Origin of the sequence: Companilactobacillus zhongbaensis, from assembly GCF_003946515.1 — a bacterium.
GTDB lineage: Bacteria > Bacillota > Bacilli > Lactobacillales > Lactobacillaceae > Companilactobacillus > Companilactobacillus zhongbaensis.
The window spans coordinates 1-17,542 of record NZ_RHOM01000039.1; the positions used below are offsets into that span (position 1 = coordinate 1).

Genomic DNA, 17,542 nt, shown 5'->3' on the forward strand with positions numbered 1-17,542 from the left:
TGCGAATTATGGTATTCTGTTGATGCATCAAGACGAAAAACCTCTTTCATTGTTAGTGTCGGAACTCCAATGATAACTGATTTTTCCGTCTTGGTGTTTTTTTATTCAGATTTTCTTAAGGTGGCTAACTTGATTATAAAATTCGCCAATATTATATTTTCTATATTTTTCGATTTTAAGATTTTTCATCGTGCCTTTTGGGGACGATCAATTTTGGTGGGGCAAAGCCGGCCGTTTCTTACTCAACCACGGATTTTTTACGACTAAGGATCCTTCCTACATCGGTGGTAGTAGTAATGGTCGTTATTTTTCTAATGTTTTAATGATATTTGGGATGCATCATCCGTTGTACAATTTTATTTTTTACGGATTGTTTGCGACATTATTAGTTTATTTGTTGTGGAAATTGTCTAGTGGCAAAATGGGTCTTTTCTTCTTATCGTTGTTGATCCCATTGACTTTGAGTCGCGCCTATACAGCTGGTGCCTGGTTTTGGAACGCAGCATTTGTCAATTACGTCCCAGCGATGGTGATCGTTTTAGCGTATTTATGGCTGACGAAAAAATATTTGTTGGAACATAAATTACTCGATATCTGGATATTGGTAGTTTTGTCATTGGTCCTGGGTTTCATCGGAGGACTCTTCGTAGAACACATCACGCTGTATCAAGTGGCCATGGCAGTGGTAGTTATTTTAGTAACCTGGAGGCTCGTTCGATCGATCCCGAAATACCAATGGGCATATTTGATTGGATCAATCGGATCGGCCATTTTAATGTTTAGCAACCGATCTTACTGGGTCAAATCAAGCTATCGCGATACAAATTTTTCATTTGCCAATAGTCTAAGAACTTACGTCGAAACTTCGCACTATTGGATCGTGACGTTTAACTTAGCCTTGAACCTGCTATTGATGGTCGGGATATTTGTTTCGATTTGGCATAAAAGTAAAAAACAGCTCTGGGATTATTTGACGATGGGAGTTGCGGTCTTTTTTGCGGGATATTACGCTTTGGTCAATGCATTCTTAGCCCGCCAGCAGTCAAATGATGTCTTCATACCGGTCAATATTGGCAACACTTTGCAAAATTTTGATGCGATCATGTCGGTCTTATTCATTATCTTTTTGTTCTTGAGCCTGTTCGTCGTGGCAGTACCTAAGTCAACGAAGTGGATCTTGTTGTATTGTTACTTGTCATTCGGCTTTTTGACGGGGCCGTTTTTGTTGATAACGAAACCGATCAGTGCCCGAGAATTTTTTAACGGTACAATGTTTTTGTATTTGTTTGCGATGATTATTTTGGCTAACATTTCGATCCAACGACCACAGCTTAAAAAAGCGATTCCGATTGCTTTGGTGGCTGGGATCTTGACGATGTCTAGCTATTATATGGTGGGGAATGTTACGAACCATTTTGCTTATTTGGAACGGTTTGAGGAGGCGCCTTTTGTTGGTGCTGTTCCGCTTGATCGGCGGATTCCTTATCATGATTTAATGCCTAACCGTGATCTTTATAGTACTCCGGATAGTATATTGTATTGGAGCAAGTATCGTTGTCGTTCTTTTGTTGGTTATTTGTTTTATTTTGATTATCGGTAGGGATAGTGGTGGTAGTTTTGTTTGAGGTTCAATGCCGGTTCCGGGACGGGGCGCTATATGGGACTGGAACGCTGCGGACCCACTTTGAACCAATCGAGCATAGGCCACTCGCTTGTTTCAAAGCTGGGTCTTTCACTTAGCGGTAAACCGCTAAGTGAAATTTCGCGGCTGAGCCCATATAGCGCCCCGCCCCTCCACCTAGATGGTAGTCAATAATCATCTCTTTTTTTGAATGTGACCGATCTTTTTTGTACAAATTGGCACTTTTTGCTCGTCCTAGTTTTTGCGGTCTATCTCAATATTTATCTTGGTTTGTAAAATTAAGTGCAAGTTCAAAACCAAACCCGAAACCAAAACCAAAATAAAAACCATACCTAAGATCACACTGCTTTAAATATTGAGACATCAACTTCAAGCTGTATGTGTATATCAAATTCCGAATCTATGTTGTTTTTACTTGATTATAGGAAGTTATATGTCTGTATTATTATTAAATCCCCCAAATGAATCTGAAACTGTTCTGTTTCGTATGAGATGGAAAAATGATATCCTCAATTCTTGATGATTAAATGATTTATTGAATCGAGTCATTGCGATTTGATTGTTTTAAAGAGGTATGTTGTATGAAGAGGGATAAGATGTTTTTTGTTGGTTTTTTTACGGTATTAATTTTGGGGTTGGTTCTTAATTATGTTCCGTATGTTCAGCATTTTAATTGGATTGTTAAATTGATTATTATTGTTGTGGTCGCACAATTTTTTGGCTTTTTTGTTGAGAAATTTGCTACAATGGGAAAATAATTCTTAATAAAAATAGGAGCTCTGAAGTCAAGGCCTGACTTCGGAGCTCCTATTTTTATTCTATGGAAAAGTGGTTAAAATTTTTTATTTTTTGTAGAAATCAGCAATTTGTGTAATTACCATATCTTCTAGTGCAATCGGTAGGTGGAAGGTTGTGATGAAGTCTGCTGATGAGACGTCTTCTTTTTCCTTTGATTCTAGGTATGGTTTTAATAGTAAGGAGATGGCTGTTTGGTTGGCTTTTCCTTCGATGCCATTTTTGGTGGGGGAGAAGTATAAGCATGATCTTTCGTCATCTTTATTAAAAATGTGCCCGAGTTCATGAGCAAGCTGCATTGGGATGTCATCTCGATTGTGCCAATTGGCATTCATTGCAATCAATCTTTGACTCACGTTAGTAGCAGGTGGTGTTGATGGAGATAAGTCCATGAATTCCACACCGATGTTATGTTGTAAGGCTAAATTTAGTAGATAAGTTACTGCTGTATTGTTATTCATGATTTCGTTTACCACCTAACAGGAATCTTTTCATAACTTCTAAGTCTTCCGGTGGAATGGGTCTTCCTTCAAACGTCATAATAACGTTGTCGTCATCAATGTCCACGGTAGTTTTTTTCTTGGTATCTTCAGCTTCGCTATTATTTTTGCCGAGCAAGTAGTCGACAGAAACGTGGAGTACCTGAGCTACTTTAGTAAGGTTTTCAATACTTGGTTTTTGCGTTTTCCATTTGTAAATTGCGTTCTTTCCTAGGCCAGCTTTTTCGTTCAAACTAAGTAAACTGTATCCTTGAGCGTTAGCCGTTTCTTTGACCTTGTCAAACAGTGTCATCCGGAAAGCCCTCCTTTAAAAAAATTAGATAATTATCTTGACTAATTTAGACAATAGTCTTATAGTTAAATCATCAAGAAGAAAGCCAGCAGTAATGAATCGATCACCCAAGCTATCAGACCGGTATTTTAGCTAGGGTTATTCATTAATGCTTTTTATATAAGCTTATTATAGACAATTGTCTAACAGAGGTCAATTCTTGTGTCTAATAAATAGAAGGTGAGAATTATGATTTGAGAAAAATTAAATAATTCATACCAATAAAAAATGCAACAAAGGAGTAAAAGATGATTAGATTTTTTAGTACATTTAATAAAACCGTATTAGGAATTGGTGATGGTGGATCGTGGGGTAGTGTTCCACTGTATCAATTAAATGCAAGTCGCACCCAATTTTCACGGGCATCTCGTAGTTTAGGGAAAAACACCGACTGGCAAGTTAATAGTTATGCCTACAATGAAGATGATGGAAATAAATACTTACAAGTATCCACTAATGAATGGGTGAAATTTGTGAATGTTAATGATGGTCGGATCTTAAGAGATAAGGAAACACAAGATTTTCAAATGGCAGTTTCCAGAAATTTACAAACACCAATTACTGTTGTTATTGAGAGAAATAGAGACATTATTAAGGAATATGAAATTGACATTTGGAATGAAAGAGCCGAATATTCTTCGATTGTTCATAATGATGGCGAGCGTTACTATTCTGATATGCAATTAGAAAAGGCAGATGCACAAAAACACGTAACTGGTTATCGAGTCACTGATAATGGTTACTATGACTATAATAGTGTGTTTTTAGATAATAAATTAACTTTTGTAAATGCGACGTCTTCAAATCCTAATGTAACCCCGATTTCAAAAATTATTCGGGTGAATAGTGTTATTCCTGATGTTTTTGATTCAAATGGAAATGCAGTGTATTTTCCAACCGATGCGGGTCAGCAGTTTATGTCTGATGGCGTTTATGTAACTCCAGAGAGAGTTGGATTTAGAATCGCTGAAGATACTTTTATTAATTTAAATAGTGCAAGTGGAACAACTTTATTACACGGACACTTTTTGCCAAAGATTGGAGAGTAAAATATGACTATTAATTTATTTGTTGGAGGATCAGGAGCAAATTTTAAAGATCCAAGTGGAAACTTAATGCAAGATGCATTTAGAAATGAATTTAACCATTGGGGAATAGATAATAGAGATTATGTAGATTGTATTGAAGTTCAAAAAAATGGAACCGCACAGTATGTACAGCGTGGTTCTCATAAAAATATCGTAATTACATTTAAAAACTGTATTTACATTGAATCTGAACTTGAGAATATTGGGTTTGGATTAAAGAATGCGATGGATTTGGTTAGAAGAGATAATGGATACCCATTTATCAATTTATTTGGACATTCAAATGGTGGGAACGCAATTGCAAGATACTTATACAACTTTAAACCAAACTTTATCGAAAATATACTAACCTGTGCTACTCCTTACAATGGTAAGGCGTTAACGGTTACTAGTAGTCCATTTTTGAAAGAAGTATCTGATTTAACTTCTTATTTTAAACCTTCGGGCAATGTGGATATGTTTGTTGGGAAAGGGAATATATCAGCAGAATTTGGAAATATTCCTAATGATGGAGTTATTTCAACAGATAGCGGCCAATGTGGACGATGGGTATATAACCATTATGTTAATGTTATTGAGGGAGCTAACCATGGCACAATCAATACTATTCCAGAAGTTACAAAAATTGTGAATGAGTGGCAAGTATAGTATTTTAAGAGATCAGTGGAAAACCTATCGTTTTTCACTGATTTTTTTCAGTTTAATTAAATTAACTTGATAATATGGATAGTCTAAACAGTAGAGGGTACAATGACGTTAAAGGATATTTATTAAAAATTACGGAGGATTACAATGAAAAAATCAAAAATAATTCTATTAGGTGTCGCATTTTTAGTGACATTGGGATTATCGTTTACAAGCCCTACACAAGCGGCAACAGCTGGCCAAGATACTGCTACTACAATAAAGATGTATGATGATGTTCCTGAGTCAGTGCAAAGTGCAGTCGATGATTTGATGGATAATTACATAACTGATAACACCATTGATGTAACCGATGCTAGTTTCAGTCGTCCAACAATGTCAGCAGTTATGGGCGGACATTCATATTCCGATTTTAGTAAGATACCTTTGGTTAAAAAATATTTACTGAAGTCTGGTTTTGCAAAGTCTGATCAATTGCAAGGCGTAACTTTTGAACTTGCAGATCATCGACCAAGTTCTGCGGATATGGATCGAACATACTATGCCGGTATTCGTGTACTTTACAACGGCAAACAAATTGTATGGAAAACCGTAAAAGTAAAAACACCAATTACAGCCAGCAAATCAAATTCCTATACTGAACCATCAAACTTAGTTGGAACGGTAACAGCGACTCATGAAGAGGGAAAACAATATGCCCCATTACTGGATACAGTGAACGGAAAGTCTAACCGATCACTTGCTCCAGGATCGGATTGGTACACCGATAAGTTTATTATCGATAAGCAAACTGCGTCAATGTATTATCGAGTATCCACTAGTGAGTGGGTGAGTGAACGCTATATACGTCCGCATGCAAATACAAATCTAAATATTTCAGCTCCCATCTCATCGAAACACAATACATATCCAGTTTCATCCAGAGCAATTGCAGGTGAGCCGTTGTACAAATCAAATGGTGAACTATGGGATTATACGCTACCAAATAATACACGTTGGAAGATAACCTCAATCGGATTTGATCAGTTTGGAGTTGCTTATTATCAAGTGTCTACGGATGCTTGGGCTAGAGCGGATCAAGTGTTTTATTAATCATATATAATGCCAGGTAATTATGAGGTTGTTTTTTATTAGTTCGTACATTATTGGATTATGATTTTGTCATTAGGTCCATATTGATTAGTTTAGATTAATATTCCATGCCATACGTAGTGATTTATTATTCTCAGTTGAGGGATGCATAATATATATGTAGAGCTTGTCATCCAGTGTGAAGTTATTTTGATTGTTTAATCAGAAAAGTGGAAATTCAATTGCCGGTACTTTTCCAAGCCACGTAGAAAATGATGGAAATATCTCCACTAAAAGTGGACAGTGTGGACAATTGGTATATAACCATTATGTGAATGTTATTGAGGGAGCCAACCATGGCACAATCAATACCATTCCAGAAGTTACAAAAATTGTGAATGAGTGGCAAGTATAGCATTTTATAAGATCAATGGAGAATCTTTCGTTTTCCATTGGTCTTTTTTTCAGTTCAATTAAATTAGCTTGATAATATGGTTAGTCTAAACAGTAGAGGGTACAATGACGTTAAAGGATATTTGTTAAAAATTACGGGGGGATTACAATGAAGAAATCGAAAATAATTCTATTAGGTGCCACATTTTTAGTGACATTAGGATTGTCGTTTACAAACTCGACACAAGCGGCATCAACTGACCAAGATAATATGAATACCTTGATAACTAGTGGTGATGTGCCTGAACCGACTCGCAGTGCTGTTGAGGATTTCTTATACAATTACGTAACTGATGATACTATTGATGTTACTGATGCTAGTTTTAGTCGGCCAACTATTAAGGCCACTAGCGGTGAACATTCATATTCCGATTTTATTAAGATCCCTTTGGTTAAAAAATATTTATTGAAGTCGGATTTTGACAAAGTAGACCAATTGCAAGGCGTGACTTTTGAACTTGAAGATCAACGTCCGCATTTTGCAGAAATGCCTCAAACGTACTATGCCGGTGTTTGTGTGCGTTACAACGGAAGAATAATTGCATATAAGATTGTATATGTAAAACAACCAGTAACTACTGAGAAGCCACATTCTTATACTGAACCTTCGGATTTAGTGGGTAATGTGTCAGCTACTCATGAAGAGGGCAAACAATATGCTCCATTACTGGACACGGCAAATGGAAAGTCTAACCGATCACTTGCTCCCGGATCGGATTGGTACACTGATAAGTTTATGATCGATACACAAAATGCTTCACTGTATTATCGAGTATCAACTAGTGAATGGGCAAATGAAGATTATATTCGACCACATGCCAATACTAACTTAAAAATTTCTGATCCTATTGAATCGGATAATAGCACCTATCATGTATCGTATAGAGCAATTGCCGGTGAGCCGTTATACAAATCAAATGGTGAACTTTGGAATTACACGCTGCCAAATAACACAGATTGGAAGATAACTTCAGTCGGGTTTGACCAATTTGGAGTTGCTTATTATCAATTATCCACGGATGCCTGGGCAAGAGTAGGTGGCGCAAATTATTAAATAAAGACAACCTCGTCTAATTTCGAGGTTGTTTTTTTAGGGCAAAAAAAATCATGACCCCGAAGGATCATGATTGTGTTGGACTATTTCACGATAACATCGTCAGCAGAGACGAATTCATCGGTTGATACTCGATAGTATGTTTTTCCGTTGATTTGGATGGTTCTGTCTGAATGCCAAGCTGTGTTTTTGGCTAGCATACGGTTGGAAATTTTTCCTTGAGAGTTTACTAGTGATTTGTTGGAATCAGCCTTGATCGTTACAGTGACGTTCTTGTTTTCATAAGCGTAAATATCTTCAGCTGCAACGTATTCATTTTTAGAAACACGATAGTAAGTTTTGCCGTCGTGAACCACTTCTTGATCACTATACCAATCACTACCGGCTGAAAGTGAGCGCGTACCTTCGACTTGGAAGTTCGCGTTGTAAAGTTTGATGCCGTGTCCGTGACGATGGAATAAAGTAGTTACTCGATGGATGATATTGCGGACCATGTTTTTGATTTCGTTTATGATTGATGGTTTTTTGTGATTATTATGATGAACATTACTTCCATTACCTTCAGAAGATGTCGAAGGAGATGGTGTTGGGACTGGAGTATATTCAATGATTTTTGAGCCACTGAAATATTTCACATTACCATCTTGATCTAAACCTACTAATATTGACTTCGTTTTGGGTGCATAACCGATTATCTTTGGAGCTTCGATTTCACTCGGGTTGTTAAATTCGAGCGGTCTCAAAACTTTGTAATCTTGAGTTTTGTCTCCCAATTTCAAAGTCAGATGGATTTCGCTTTCTGACGTTTTGATAGGGGAATAAATGATTTTTGCTTTAGGATCTGAATTTAATAGAACCACACGATTATCTTTATCAAGATGAACAGCAACTTGTTGTTGGTTTGGTCTATAACCATCGATCTTAGGGACATTGATTAGTTTAGACTCACCGTAATGTAAAGTTACATCCTTGATAGTTTTATCTGATTGAGAAGTGTGAATTGTGACATTGTTTGTGTACGATTTTAAATTGTAGATTATTGGTTCTGTGTTGTCTGGAATAAAATTACCAAATGGATTTACTGTCACATCCACGGTTGATTTGGTTGGCGTGTACCCGTCTATTGGTGGTAAATTCACGGTTTTTTTAGAATCCTTATAATGCATTTTTACAGGGATGGCAACTGTGGATGGATTACCATTTTTTGTTATGTGGACGGTCACTGTACCGTTGAAAAGTGTTGGCGTGTAGACGGGTTTCTTAGTTATTTCTGGAGTACCATTATTACCAATTGTTATTTCCACTTCTGAATTTTTTGGGTCTAAATCATATCCTTGAACAGTCGCTGCTGGGAAGGTTAAAGTTTGACCAATTTCACCTGTCACATTATCAAAATCATGTCTAGCACCTTCAGGATCGGTGTAATAAGTGTTATGATCCAACGTAACATTGTTACTTGTAAATGTTATTTTTTGATTAGGATCCTTTTGTGTGATGTTACCATACGCATCGACCACTAATTCGATTTTTTTCGTATCAGTGTGATAATGATTGACCAAATCTGGTTTTATGGTAACAGTTTTAATTTCATCAAAAGCGATGTCATCAACATCCAAGTTGACTGTTTGTTTCAAATTAGTATTAAGTGTTACGTAGTGATTTTTGAAGTGTTTAGGAGAATACTTAACATCTTTTAGTTCTTTACTGTACTTGATGGTTTCGCCATCTGATTGTAAGGTGACTGTTATTTGATTTGTATCGGCAGTGTAACCAGGTATGTAGGGTACATCAATTGTTTTAGGACTGTCGTAAGTAATGCTTACTGGTATTGCTTTTTCTTTACTGTCTCTAACGCCACTTGGAGTAAATTTAATTTCAGATGGTTTGTTTAGTGGTACATAGTTGACTATGAGCTGTGGATCAACCAATTCAACTTTACCTTGATTGCTTAAGTGAACGTAAACATAATCTTGAGTTGGTTTGTATCCGGGTATTTTTAATTCAGATAAATCTAGTTTTGTATAACCAGTTGCTGAAGCAGTTGCACTAATACTGTGTGATTCACTCTTTGTTCCTTTTAAAATATTTATATTGATTGTGTCAGTTTTATCAGCCTTTTTTGTGTAATTTATTTCAGGTGTGTTCTCTACAGTCGAAAAAGTACCTTGGTTATTTGTTTGAACCTCAACTGAGCTAACGGAAAGATCATATCCAGGAATTTCTTTCAATGCGACTGTTGTTGTCTGATTGTAAATAACCGATGTTGGGATGTCATATGAATATGATTTGCCGTCTTTTTTAGCGTTGATAGTTACATAGCCTTCAAATTTGTGAGCATTGTATGTTGGACGAGATACTACCGAAGCGTTCCCGTTGTTGTCGATTTTTATGGTGAATTGCTTGTTGTTAGAATCTAAATCATATCCATCAACTTTTTCAGCATCGATAGAAAAATGTGAATTATACTTCTTTTTGGCAAGTGAGATTGTCTGTTTTTTTCCCTCCTTTGTGTCAACAGTTGTTGTGGCGTTGTCACCAAGTGAAAGTTGTTTATAAAGATTTTCGGGGTGTTCTATTTTGATGGTTCCATCCGGTTGGACAATTCCTGTTACGATTTGATCATGAACGTAACCTTCCACGTCTTTTAAGTTAACAGTTACAGTTTCTCCCGTTTTGGCATCTCTAACTGGAATATCCTCCGTAGTTCCATCCGGTAGTTTTACCGATGCGTGTAGATGTTTTTGCATCTTTGGAGAAATTTGGATTTTAGGTTTATTAGTGAAACTGAGTTCTAACTCATTCTTATCGTTAGCAACAACGGATGCATGGACTTGCTGTCCGTCATTAATTGTATATCCTTGAGGATCTGAAAGAGTAACTGTTTTGTCCTTATCTCCAAAATTAGCATTTGTGACAAAACCAGACACAGAAATGTTTGGAATGTTTGTTTCAAAACTGGTAGGTAATTTTTCTAAATGAATTGGTGAAAGGTTGGCTGTTTCATAATTGGAAAAAGTTCCATCATGTTTTACTTTTGCTTGAATAGTTTTGCTACCTTGATCGACACTGTATCCGTGTGGAGCATCCACGGTAATTGTTACTGGTTTTCCAAATTCTGATTCGTTAGCTGTACCCGTTGCAAAAACTCCTTTGACGTTAGTAGGTATTTCTGTAACTGGCTTGCTTGGAAAATCTTTTCCCTTGATTTTAATAGTAGTGTCTTTAGGCAGCGTGATAATTAAATTATTATCTTTATCGGTATCAATGTGTCCTTTGACAGGTGCTTGCTCTTTAGCTATCTCGTAACCTTCACTTGGTTTGAGGTCAAGAGCTACATCTTCGTCATAAGTGACATTTTGTGCAGATGCTGTAACAGTAATGTTCGGGATGTTTGTTTGGATGTTTTCTATTGATACAGATGGGGCTGTTTTCTTTGTAACTACGGGTGCAGGTACATTGGTTGGACGGATTCCTGTTAGTTTTGTTGGATCCTCTGGATCAAAAGTTATTAAGATTGTTATTATCCTGTTAGATGTAATCTCGTAACCCTTTGGATCTGTAAGAGTAACCGTAGGTTGGTCTCCAAATTTACCGCCATTTACAGAAGCGGTAACGAAAATACCGGGGGTATTTGACTCTACGCTGACGTCTATAGGGTCATTGATAATAATAGGCATAAAGCTAATGATGTCATCGTTAATTGGCACAATGTTACCAGTCTCATCGTATTTCGCATCAATCGATACCTTTGTACCCGCTTTTTCGTATCCAGCAGGAATTGTGTAGTTAATGACTGGTTTGTCATCTTTTAGTCCAGTGGTTCCCGTCAGTGGTTTGTTTTTTGGTAAGTTGCTACTTAATGGTATTTCTTTGCCAGTGACAGTAACTAATTTTACTGAAGTTTCTGTTGAAACAGTTCCATCTGATGACAATTTACCAGTTATTGTCTTTGAATCTGGATCTACTTTGTAACCTGGTATTGGATTGACGCCGACAATTGATATGTCTACTGGTTCATTAACCTTGTGTCTTCCCGAGACAAATCCAGTTACACTTTTACCAGAAATATTTGTAGCAATGTTTTTAACGGGTATGTCGGAAAAGTATTCTCTAGTGAGTGTGATTACATCTGCATGATTTAATTTTAGTTTCTTTGTGGTTGGATCATAAACTATGTCACAAGGATATTGAATACCTTTATCAAATGAATAATCGTTATTGTTTATTCCTGAAACTGTAAAAATGAAATTTCTACGGTTGTCTAATTTATTCGTAACGTTGACGGTTGCATCGACGCCACGGGTGTTTGTTGGAATAGGTCCAAAGTCTGCTGTTTTATTAACGGCTAGTAGCAATTCTTCACCATCTTTGGCCGTGATAGAACCGTTATTGTTTTTAATTATGTTTATCTTTTGTTGCGGATCAGCCAGTTGAACTCCTTGTGGGAGCAAAGAAGCATCAGGAGTAATAGTTGCTGTATCGCCTGATACGTTGGCAGTACCGGAAACGGTTAATCCATCAATGTTGGTACGAACAGTTATTTTAGAATTATCTGGTTTAGGCTTATCATTCTTAACTAACTCAGATGCGCCTTTTGCTCCTTTATCAAAATCAGCAGTTAATTCTGTTGATGTGTCAGGTTGATTGTTAATGACTGGATACCAGCTGCCAGTTAACCCCAAAGGGTTAAATAACATATTTTGCGCTATTTTGATGTCTAACAGACTGGAGGTGTTAGCCACTAAATTGGTTTCATTTATACCAGCTTTGACAGTCCACTTGGACAAATCTAATTTTTCTAAGCCAGTATTTGCAAACATTCCTTCAATTGTCGTTACGTTACTTAAATTTAATGAAGGTGACAGAAAATCTTTTAATGAAGTGTCGCCTTGAAATAGGTAGGACATATTTGTAGTTTTTGATAGATCGAGATTTTCCCAACCTGTTATTGTGGTCAAGTTCGTCAATCCAGCAAATAAATTATTAATGTCGGAATCGGCAATACATCCTTTGGTGAATACAATTGATTTGATTGCAGTTTTGTCTTTAATATTCTCATCGAAATCGCTTTTTTTTATGGTACCAGCGCTAATAGTTAGCGTTCCATTACTGTCGACATTGTATATGGATTTAGATTGCCCCTTGATGGTATCAATAGCTCGAGATTGTTGCTGATTGTCCGTCTTGCTGATTTGATTTTCTAATGCATTGTCCGGTAGGGATGTTCCATTCTTTGTAGACGTGGCTCCGGATTGTGTTTGCTCGTTTGTTGCTGCCACTGCAGGTGCAATATCTGATAAAACCATACCAGCAGTTAAAGTTAATCCTGCAATAGCGGCAATTTTTCCTTTTTTAACTAATTTAAAGCGTCGCGTTTTGGCGTTGCTTTTCTTCATTTTCATTTCAACAAATTCCCCTCAAATATGTTTTTGACACAACTCAAAGATACATTTGGTTGTTCAAAAAATAAAATTTAAATTGTTATATTTTAATCTTTTATTTTTATATTTATTTTAGATTGTGAAATTGAACATAATATGGTTTCTGTTTGAATAACTGGATAAAATCATACAAAAAAATTGATTTCAAATTTATAATTCACAAATCCATATATTTATATATGAATGATATAAATCGTGGTTGATGAATAATTAAATATACTAGCAATTACTTTCTTAATGCTTTTTTGCTGAACAGCAAAAAAAGACCATGATTCATTAGAATCATGATCTCGTAAATAATTATTATCTAACAACTACATCGTCAGCAGATACGAATTCATCTGTTGAAACACGGTAGTATGTTTTACCGTTGATCTCGATAGTACGGTCTGATTTCCAAGGAGTACCTTTAGCAAGACGACGGTTTGACATCTTACCTTGTGAGTTAACTACATCCTTGTCTTCATATGAATAAATATCCTCTGCAGCAACATATTCATTTTTTGAAACGCGGTAATAAATCTTACCATCGTGTTCGATAGTTTGGTCACTATACCAGTCACTACCTGCTGAAAGTGAACGATCAGTAGATTCCTTGAAGTCACGATTGTAAAGCTTAATGTGACGACGGTGGAATAGGGTTGTTAGTTTGTGGATGATGTTTTTGATCTTGTCTGTTGGTTTTTGGTTTGTTGATGGGGTTTTGTCTGGGGTTGAAGATGTGGATGAGGAAGAACCTCCAGTTGAAGTTTTTTTAGTAATCTTAATATCGTTTATTGGAGTTAGTTTAAATTTGCCATCAGCATAGCTGATTTTTCCTTTGTGTGGTCCTTGCTCAAATGAGTAATTGTTGTTCGAAATGCTTTTAATAGTAAACGTGGTTTCTCCAGAATCGTTTAATTCGTTGAAAACCTCAACATCTACTGTAATATTTGAATTTTTCACAGGTTGTTTAGAAATTTTATAGTTTTCATTGAATTTGACTTGGAATTTCTTTTCACTATTTTTCTTTAATGTCCACTTTCCTTTATTAAAATTAACCATATCTAGGAGAGGATTTGAATCCATGTCTTCTAGAATTATTTCATTCGGTTTAGAAAAAGCTAAATCGAATGAAATTACGCCTTTAAGAAATAATCCGTCGATGTTTGTAGGAAGATCAATCAAATCGGTGATTGATCTCTTTTTATCTTTTTTTACCAGCTCATATACGTTTTTTTCAGATGGCTTGAAATCTAAATTGATAGTTGTCTCTTTTGGTCCAGTGGATTCAACGGGCATCCAATCTCCACTAATACCAACACTATTAAATTTCATTTTATCTCCAATTCGGATATCTTCCAAACTGTTCATACCGAATGCAATATTGTTCGCAGAATTTTCATTTGCAGGAGTCCATCCAAATAAATCCAAAGCCTTAATGTTAGTTCCTTTAAACATGTTATTCATATTAGTAACAGAAGAAACGTTAAAATGAGAGACATTGATTACATCTAATGGAGTATTTTCAAACATTGATTCCATGCTCGTGGCATTTTCTGTGTTAAATGAAGATAAGTCTAAAGTTTTTAATTCGAAGTTTTTAATTCTGCATTATTTGAAAAAAATCCCTTCATTGAAGTTTTTTCGGTTATTTTTAATTTAGAAAGACCTTGAATTTCTTTTAATTTGGAAAATCCAGAGAATAAATTTTCGATATCCCCTGTTAGGGAACATGTTTCAGCAATGATTATTTTAGTTGCAGATTCTTTTATTTTATCTTTTTCGTTGTTGGATAAAAAAGTAGTTAAATCTTGCTTAGTTAATGTCTTAGAATTAATTGTTAATACAGTATCCTTGTAGCTAATTTGATTTCCGCCGTTTTGAGGATTTTCTGATTGATTTGCTCCTTCAGAACCCTCATTCGATCCTTGATCTGTATTGGTTGAGGGATTATTAGCAGTTTTGCCATTATTGGTATTATCAGGCTTACTGACGGTAACAGTTTGATCAGCACTAGCAGCCATAACCGGAGCAACATCGCTCAAGATCATTCCGCAAGTTAGTGTTAATCCTGCGATTGCTGCGATTTTGCCTCTGTTGATTGTTGTGTTGGGGCGATTTGTATTACTTTTTTTCATGTGCATAATATAAAATTCTCCTCGAATTGGTATTTGATACTCTTTTAGAATACCGATGAGGAGTCAAAAAATGTAATTTATATTGTGATATTTTGAATTTGGTAGTTTATAGTTTCTTTTATATTTACAAATTGCTATTTGCTTTGGAAACGGGTTCAATTGTTGGTTGTTGTGTGATTTTATTTTGATTTATGAACAGTTTGGTTGATTTGTTCAGTCAATAGATAGTCGGTTATTTTTTGTTATTTGACTAAATTGTCTGATTTGTGATTATATATTCAGCTTTTTATAAATGTAAATTCTATGTAAAATTTTTGTTTAGTTTATTTTTGATTGATCGTTATAAAAACTGTGTTCATTTATGATTTACTTTCGTCAAATATCAATGATTTCAGATGGAGATGGTTTTTGTTACCTAATTTGTTCTATCAATTTTTTACTTAGTGGAACTCTAGACGTATCCATCATGAAGATATACAATTTTTTTGATAATTCACCAGTTTCAAAACTTGTTTATAATTTCTGATGCACTATAATATTACTTACGTAAACAAAAAAAGCTTGCTAACCACTGGGTCAGCAAGTTTTTTAGCCTAATAATTAGAGTTTGGTTTCGACTTCTCGGTCGGGTTCGTGGGTTATTCGACTTCTAAAGTCACGTCTGAAGACTTCAATTGCCCAGGCCCAAACCATGTGGCCTAGTGCTTCGGAGAAGTGTTCTTCAAATGGTTGATCCCAGACTGCTGGGACTGTGCCCATTAGTGGCATGATCAATAGATGGAATAAAATCCAGATGACTAGTCCGTAGATGGTTCCTTGGCCTAGTTTGATCTTTGGGAAGTACTCTGCTAAGACACAGTAGAGGATCGCAAAGACGATTGAAAATCCAAAGTGCATGATGAAGCTTACCCAAGGCATTTGTTGGCCTGAATAAGTGTAAGTTAAGTGCGTTATCGCTTTAGGAATTCCCATTTGTTGAAGTAGTTCTTGTGGTGGGTTGGTCAAGTTTCTGGCGATTGTTCTAGGTGGGAGCAAGACTTCCCAACCTAGTTTGACGATACCTGACATGATACCCCCGAGTATACCAGCAATGACTACAGCGAAGATTTTAGGCTGTCTTTTACCGGCAATATTCATAATAATGCCCCCTTAATTTGGTACAATTTATTTATAGTCTTTTTTTCAAATCAAATTAAAAATAAATACCATAATTTAGAAAAAATTATCAACATTTAAAGTACAGTTGAGATTAAAGATGGATAGAGGAGAGAATATGAAAGCAGTAGTGATCGATGAATATGGTGATCGTAGTAAGTTACATATGACTAACATTGCGATCCCTGAAATTGAGGATGACGAGGTTTTAGTTGAGGTGAAAGCTACTTCGATCAACCCGATCGATTGGAAGTTACGTGAAGGATATTTGCAAGAAAACATTCCTTTGAAATTTCCGATCGTTTTAGGTTGGGACGTAGCAGGTGTGATCACGCGCACGGGTTCAGCTGTTGAAGACTTCCACGCTGGAGACAAGATCTTAGCTCGTCCAGATCTAACTAATCGCGGAACTTACGCTGAATATACCGCCGTTAAAGAAGATAAATTAGCTAAGCTTCCAGAAAATGTTTCTTTTGAAGAAGCTGCCGCTATTCCACTAGCAGGATTGACTGCTTGGCAAGGTATTTACGACAACTTGAAAGTCGAAAAAGGCCAAACGGTCTTAATGCAAGGTGGAGCTGGTGGCGTGGGGATCTTTGCTATTCAGATCTTAAAGCACATCGGCGCAAAAGTGATCACAACAGCCAGTTCCCAGAATGCCGACTTTTTAAAGAGTCTTGGTGCTGATCAAGTTATTGACTACCACACTGACGATTTTAGTGAAGTCTTGAGTGATATCGACGCCGTTTTTGATACGATCGGTGGCGAAACTTTGGCAAAAAGCTATTCGGTCTTAAAAGACGGCGGTAGTTTAGTTACTATCGCTGGCGGGATCGACCAAGAATTGGCTGATGCTAAGCATATTAACGCTAACGGTATCTGGCTCCATCCTAATGGTAAGCAACTGACTGAGTTGGTCGACTTAGTTAGTCGCGGGATCGTCAAAGTGGTTATCGATAGTGTACATCCATTTAGCGAAGAGGGTGTAGTGAAAGCCCACGAGATCAGTGAATCTCATCACGCTAAAGGTAAGATCGTTGTTAAAATGTAAAAAATCCAAAAAGAACAAACTTTTTTCAGTTTTGTTCTTTTTTTTAATTCGCAAATTGCAAGAACAAGTTAGCCACCCCGAAAAAATAAAAAAAGCTTAAGATCTATCAGGATCGGAGTGCCAGATTATTAGTAGCCGCAGGCCAGGGCGAATGCCTCCTGGGGTTTTTTGTATCCTAGTTGTTTCCTTGGTAGTT

The 17,542-nt window shown here is 36.3% G+C and carries 14 protein-coding genes; 8 read left to right on the forward strand and 6 right to left on the reverse strand.

The window, feature by feature from the left end:
- Positions 1 to 190 precede the first annotated feature (190 nt).
- Complete coding sequence (locus tag EKM69_RS11005) at positions 191 to 1,600, forward strand: DUF6056 family protein (protein ID WP_125711038.1); 1,410 nt, start codon at positions 191 to 193, stop codon at positions 1,598 to 1,600.
- A 623-nt stretch (positions 1,601 to 2,223) separates the two neighbouring features.
- Positions 2,224 to 2,400: a hypothetical protein gene (locus EKM69_RS12385; RefSeq protein WP_164505932.1), complete on the forward strand. Its 177-nt coding sequence runs from the start codon at positions 2,224 to 2,226 to the stop codon at positions 2,398 to 2,400.
- A gap of 84 nt (positions 2,401 to 2,484) precedes the next feature.
- Here the strand turns inward: EKM69_RS12385 and EKM69_RS11010 are convergent, their stop codons facing one another.
- Both EKM69_RS11010 and EKM69_RS11015 read right to left on the reverse strand, forming a co-directional pair.
- Positions 2,485 to 2,898: a M78 family metallopeptidase domain-containing protein gene (locus EKM69_RS11010; protein WP_125711040.1), complete on the reverse strand. Its 414-nt coding sequence runs from the start codon at positions 2,896 to 2,898 to the stop codon at positions 2,485 to 2,487.
- Positions 2,891 to 3,229: a helix-turn-helix domain-containing protein gene (locus EKM69_RS11015; protein ID WP_125711041.1), complete on the reverse strand. Its 339-nt coding sequence runs from the start codon at positions 3,227 to 3,229 to the stop codon at positions 2,891 to 2,893. The genes EKM69_RS11010 and EKM69_RS11015 overlap by 8 nt, the downstream gene beginning before the upstream one ends.
- 287 nt (positions 3,230 to 3,516) lie before the next feature.
- On the opposite strand from EKM69_RS11015, the gene EKM69_RS11020 reads away from it, so the two are divergent.
- From EKM69_RS11020 to EKM69_RS11040, 5 genes are all read left to right on the forward strand, one after another.
- The gene (locus EKM69_RS11020) at positions 3,517 to 4,317 is read left to right on the forward strand and encodes a hypothetical protein (protein ID WP_125711043.1); all 801 of its coding nucleotides are present in this window, start codon (positions 3,517 to 3,519) and stop codon (positions 4,315 to 4,317) included.
- A gap of 3 nt (positions 4,318 to 4,320) precedes the next feature.
- Positions 4,321 to 5,004 (forward strand): alpha/beta hydrolase, encoded by a 684-nt coding sequence (locus tag EKM69_RS11025; protein ID WP_125711045.1) that lies wholly within the window; start codon positions 4,321 to 4,323, stop codon positions 5,002 to 5,004.
- A gap of 144 nt (positions 5,005 to 5,148) precedes the next feature.
- Positions 5,149 to 6,093 (forward strand): hypothetical protein, encoded by a 945-nt coding sequence (locus tag EKM69_RS11030; RefSeq protein WP_125711047.1) that lies wholly within the window; start codon positions 5,149 to 5,151, stop codon positions 6,091 to 6,093.
- A 193-nt stretch (positions 6,094 to 6,286) separates the two neighbouring features.
- On the forward strand, positions 6,287 to 6,487 hold the full coding sequence (locus EKM69_RS11035; RefSeq protein ID WP_125711049.1) for a hypothetical protein: 201 nt from the start codon (positions 6,287 to 6,289) through the stop codon (positions 6,485 to 6,487).
- Between the two features lie 147 nt (positions 6,488 to 6,634).
- The gene (locus EKM69_RS11040; protein WP_125711051.1) at positions 6,635 to 7,579 is read left to right on the forward strand and encodes a hypothetical protein; all 945 of its coding nucleotides are present in this window, start codon (positions 6,635 to 6,637) and stop codon (positions 7,577 to 7,579) included.
- 83 nt (positions 7,580 to 7,662) lie between these two features.
- Here EKM69_RS11040 and EKM69_RS11045 read toward each other — a convergent pair whose 3' ends face one another.
- The 4 genes from EKM69_RS11045 to EKM69_RS11060 form a co-directional block, all read right to left on the reverse strand.
- On the reverse strand, positions 7,663 to 12,981 hold the full coding sequence (locus EKM69_RS11045) for an SLAP domain-containing protein (RefSeq protein WP_125711053.1): 5,319 nt from the start codon (positions 12,979 to 12,981) through the stop codon (positions 7,663 to 7,665).
- A gap of 342 nt (positions 12,982 to 13,323) precedes the next feature.
- On the reverse strand, positions 13,324 to 14,607 hold the full coding sequence (locus EKM69_RS11050) for a DUF285 domain-containing protein (RefSeq protein WP_225423887.1): 1,284 nt from the start codon (positions 14,605 to 14,607) through the stop codon (positions 13,324 to 13,326).
- On the reverse strand, positions 14,589 to 15,146 hold the full coding sequence (locus EKM69_RS11055) for a hypothetical protein (protein WP_125711057.1): 558 nt from the start codon (positions 15,144 to 15,146) through the stop codon (positions 14,589 to 14,591). Before EKM69_RS11055 ends, EKM69_RS11050 begins: the two co-directional genes overlap by 19 nt.
- Before the next feature lie 594 nt (positions 15,147 to 15,740).
- Positions 15,741 to 16,277: a YagU family protein gene (locus EKM69_RS11060; RefSeq protein ID WP_125711059.1), complete on the reverse strand. Its 537-nt coding sequence runs from the start codon at positions 16,275 to 16,277 to the stop codon at positions 15,741 to 15,743.
- A gap of 136 nt (positions 16,278 to 16,413) precedes the next feature.
- Between EKM69_RS11060 and EKM69_RS11065 the strand changes: the two genes are divergently transcribed.
- Complete coding sequence (locus EKM69_RS11065; RefSeq protein WP_125711062.1) at positions 16,414 to 17,346, forward strand: NADP-dependent oxidoreductase; 933 nt, start codon at positions 16,414 to 16,416, stop codon at positions 17,344 to 17,346.
- Positions 17,347 to 17,542: the final 196 nt, after the last annotated feature.

What these genes read in the sequence shown, in the direction of transcription:
- EKM69_RS11030 (WP_125711047.1), top strand. Translation starts at nt 5,149, where the DNA reads ATGAAAAAATCAAAAATAATTCTATTAGGTGTCGCATTTTTAGTGACA.
- EKM69_RS11065 (WP_125711062.1), top strand. Translation starts at nt 16,414, where the DNA reads ATGAAAGCAGTAGTGATCGATGAATATGGTGATCGTAGTAAGTTACAT.
- EKM69_RS11040 (WP_125711051.1), top strand. Translation starts at nt 6,635, where the DNA reads ATGAAGAAATCGAAAATAATTCTATTAGGTGCCACATTTTTAGTGACA.
- EKM69_RS11055 (WP_125711057.1), bottom strand. Translation starts at nt 15,146, where the DNA reads ATGCACATGAAAAAAAGTAATACAAATCGCCCCAACACAACAATCAAC.
- EKM69_RS11025 (WP_125711045.1), top strand. Translation starts at nt 4,321, where the DNA reads ATGACTATTAATTTATTTGTTGGAGGATCAGGAGCAAATTTTAAAGAT.
- EKM69_RS12385 (WP_164505932.1), top strand. Translation starts at nt 2,224, where the DNA reads ATGAAGAGGGATAAGATGTTTTTTGTTGGTTTTTTTACGGTATTAATT.
- EKM69_RS11020 (WP_125711043.1), top strand. Translation starts at nt 3,517, where the DNA reads ATGATTAGATTTTTTAGTACATTTAATAAAACCGTATTAGGAATTGGT.
- EKM69_RS11045 (WP_125711053.1), bottom strand. Translation starts at nt 12,981, where the DNA reads ATGAAAATGAAGAAAAGCAACGCCAAAACGCGACGCTTTAAATTAGTT.
- EKM69_RS11060 (WP_125711059.1), bottom strand. Translation starts at nt 16,277, where the DNA reads ATGAATATTGCCGGTAAAAGACAGCCTAAAATCTTCGCTGTAGTCATT.
- EKM69_RS11010 (WP_125711040.1), bottom strand. Translation starts at nt 2,898, where the DNA reads ATGAATAACAATACAGCAGTAACTTATCTACTAAATTTAGCCTTACAA.
- EKM69_RS11015 (WP_125711041.1), bottom strand. Translation starts at nt 3,229, where the DNA reads ATGACACTGTTTGACAAGGTCAAAGAAACGGCTAACGCTCAAGGATAC.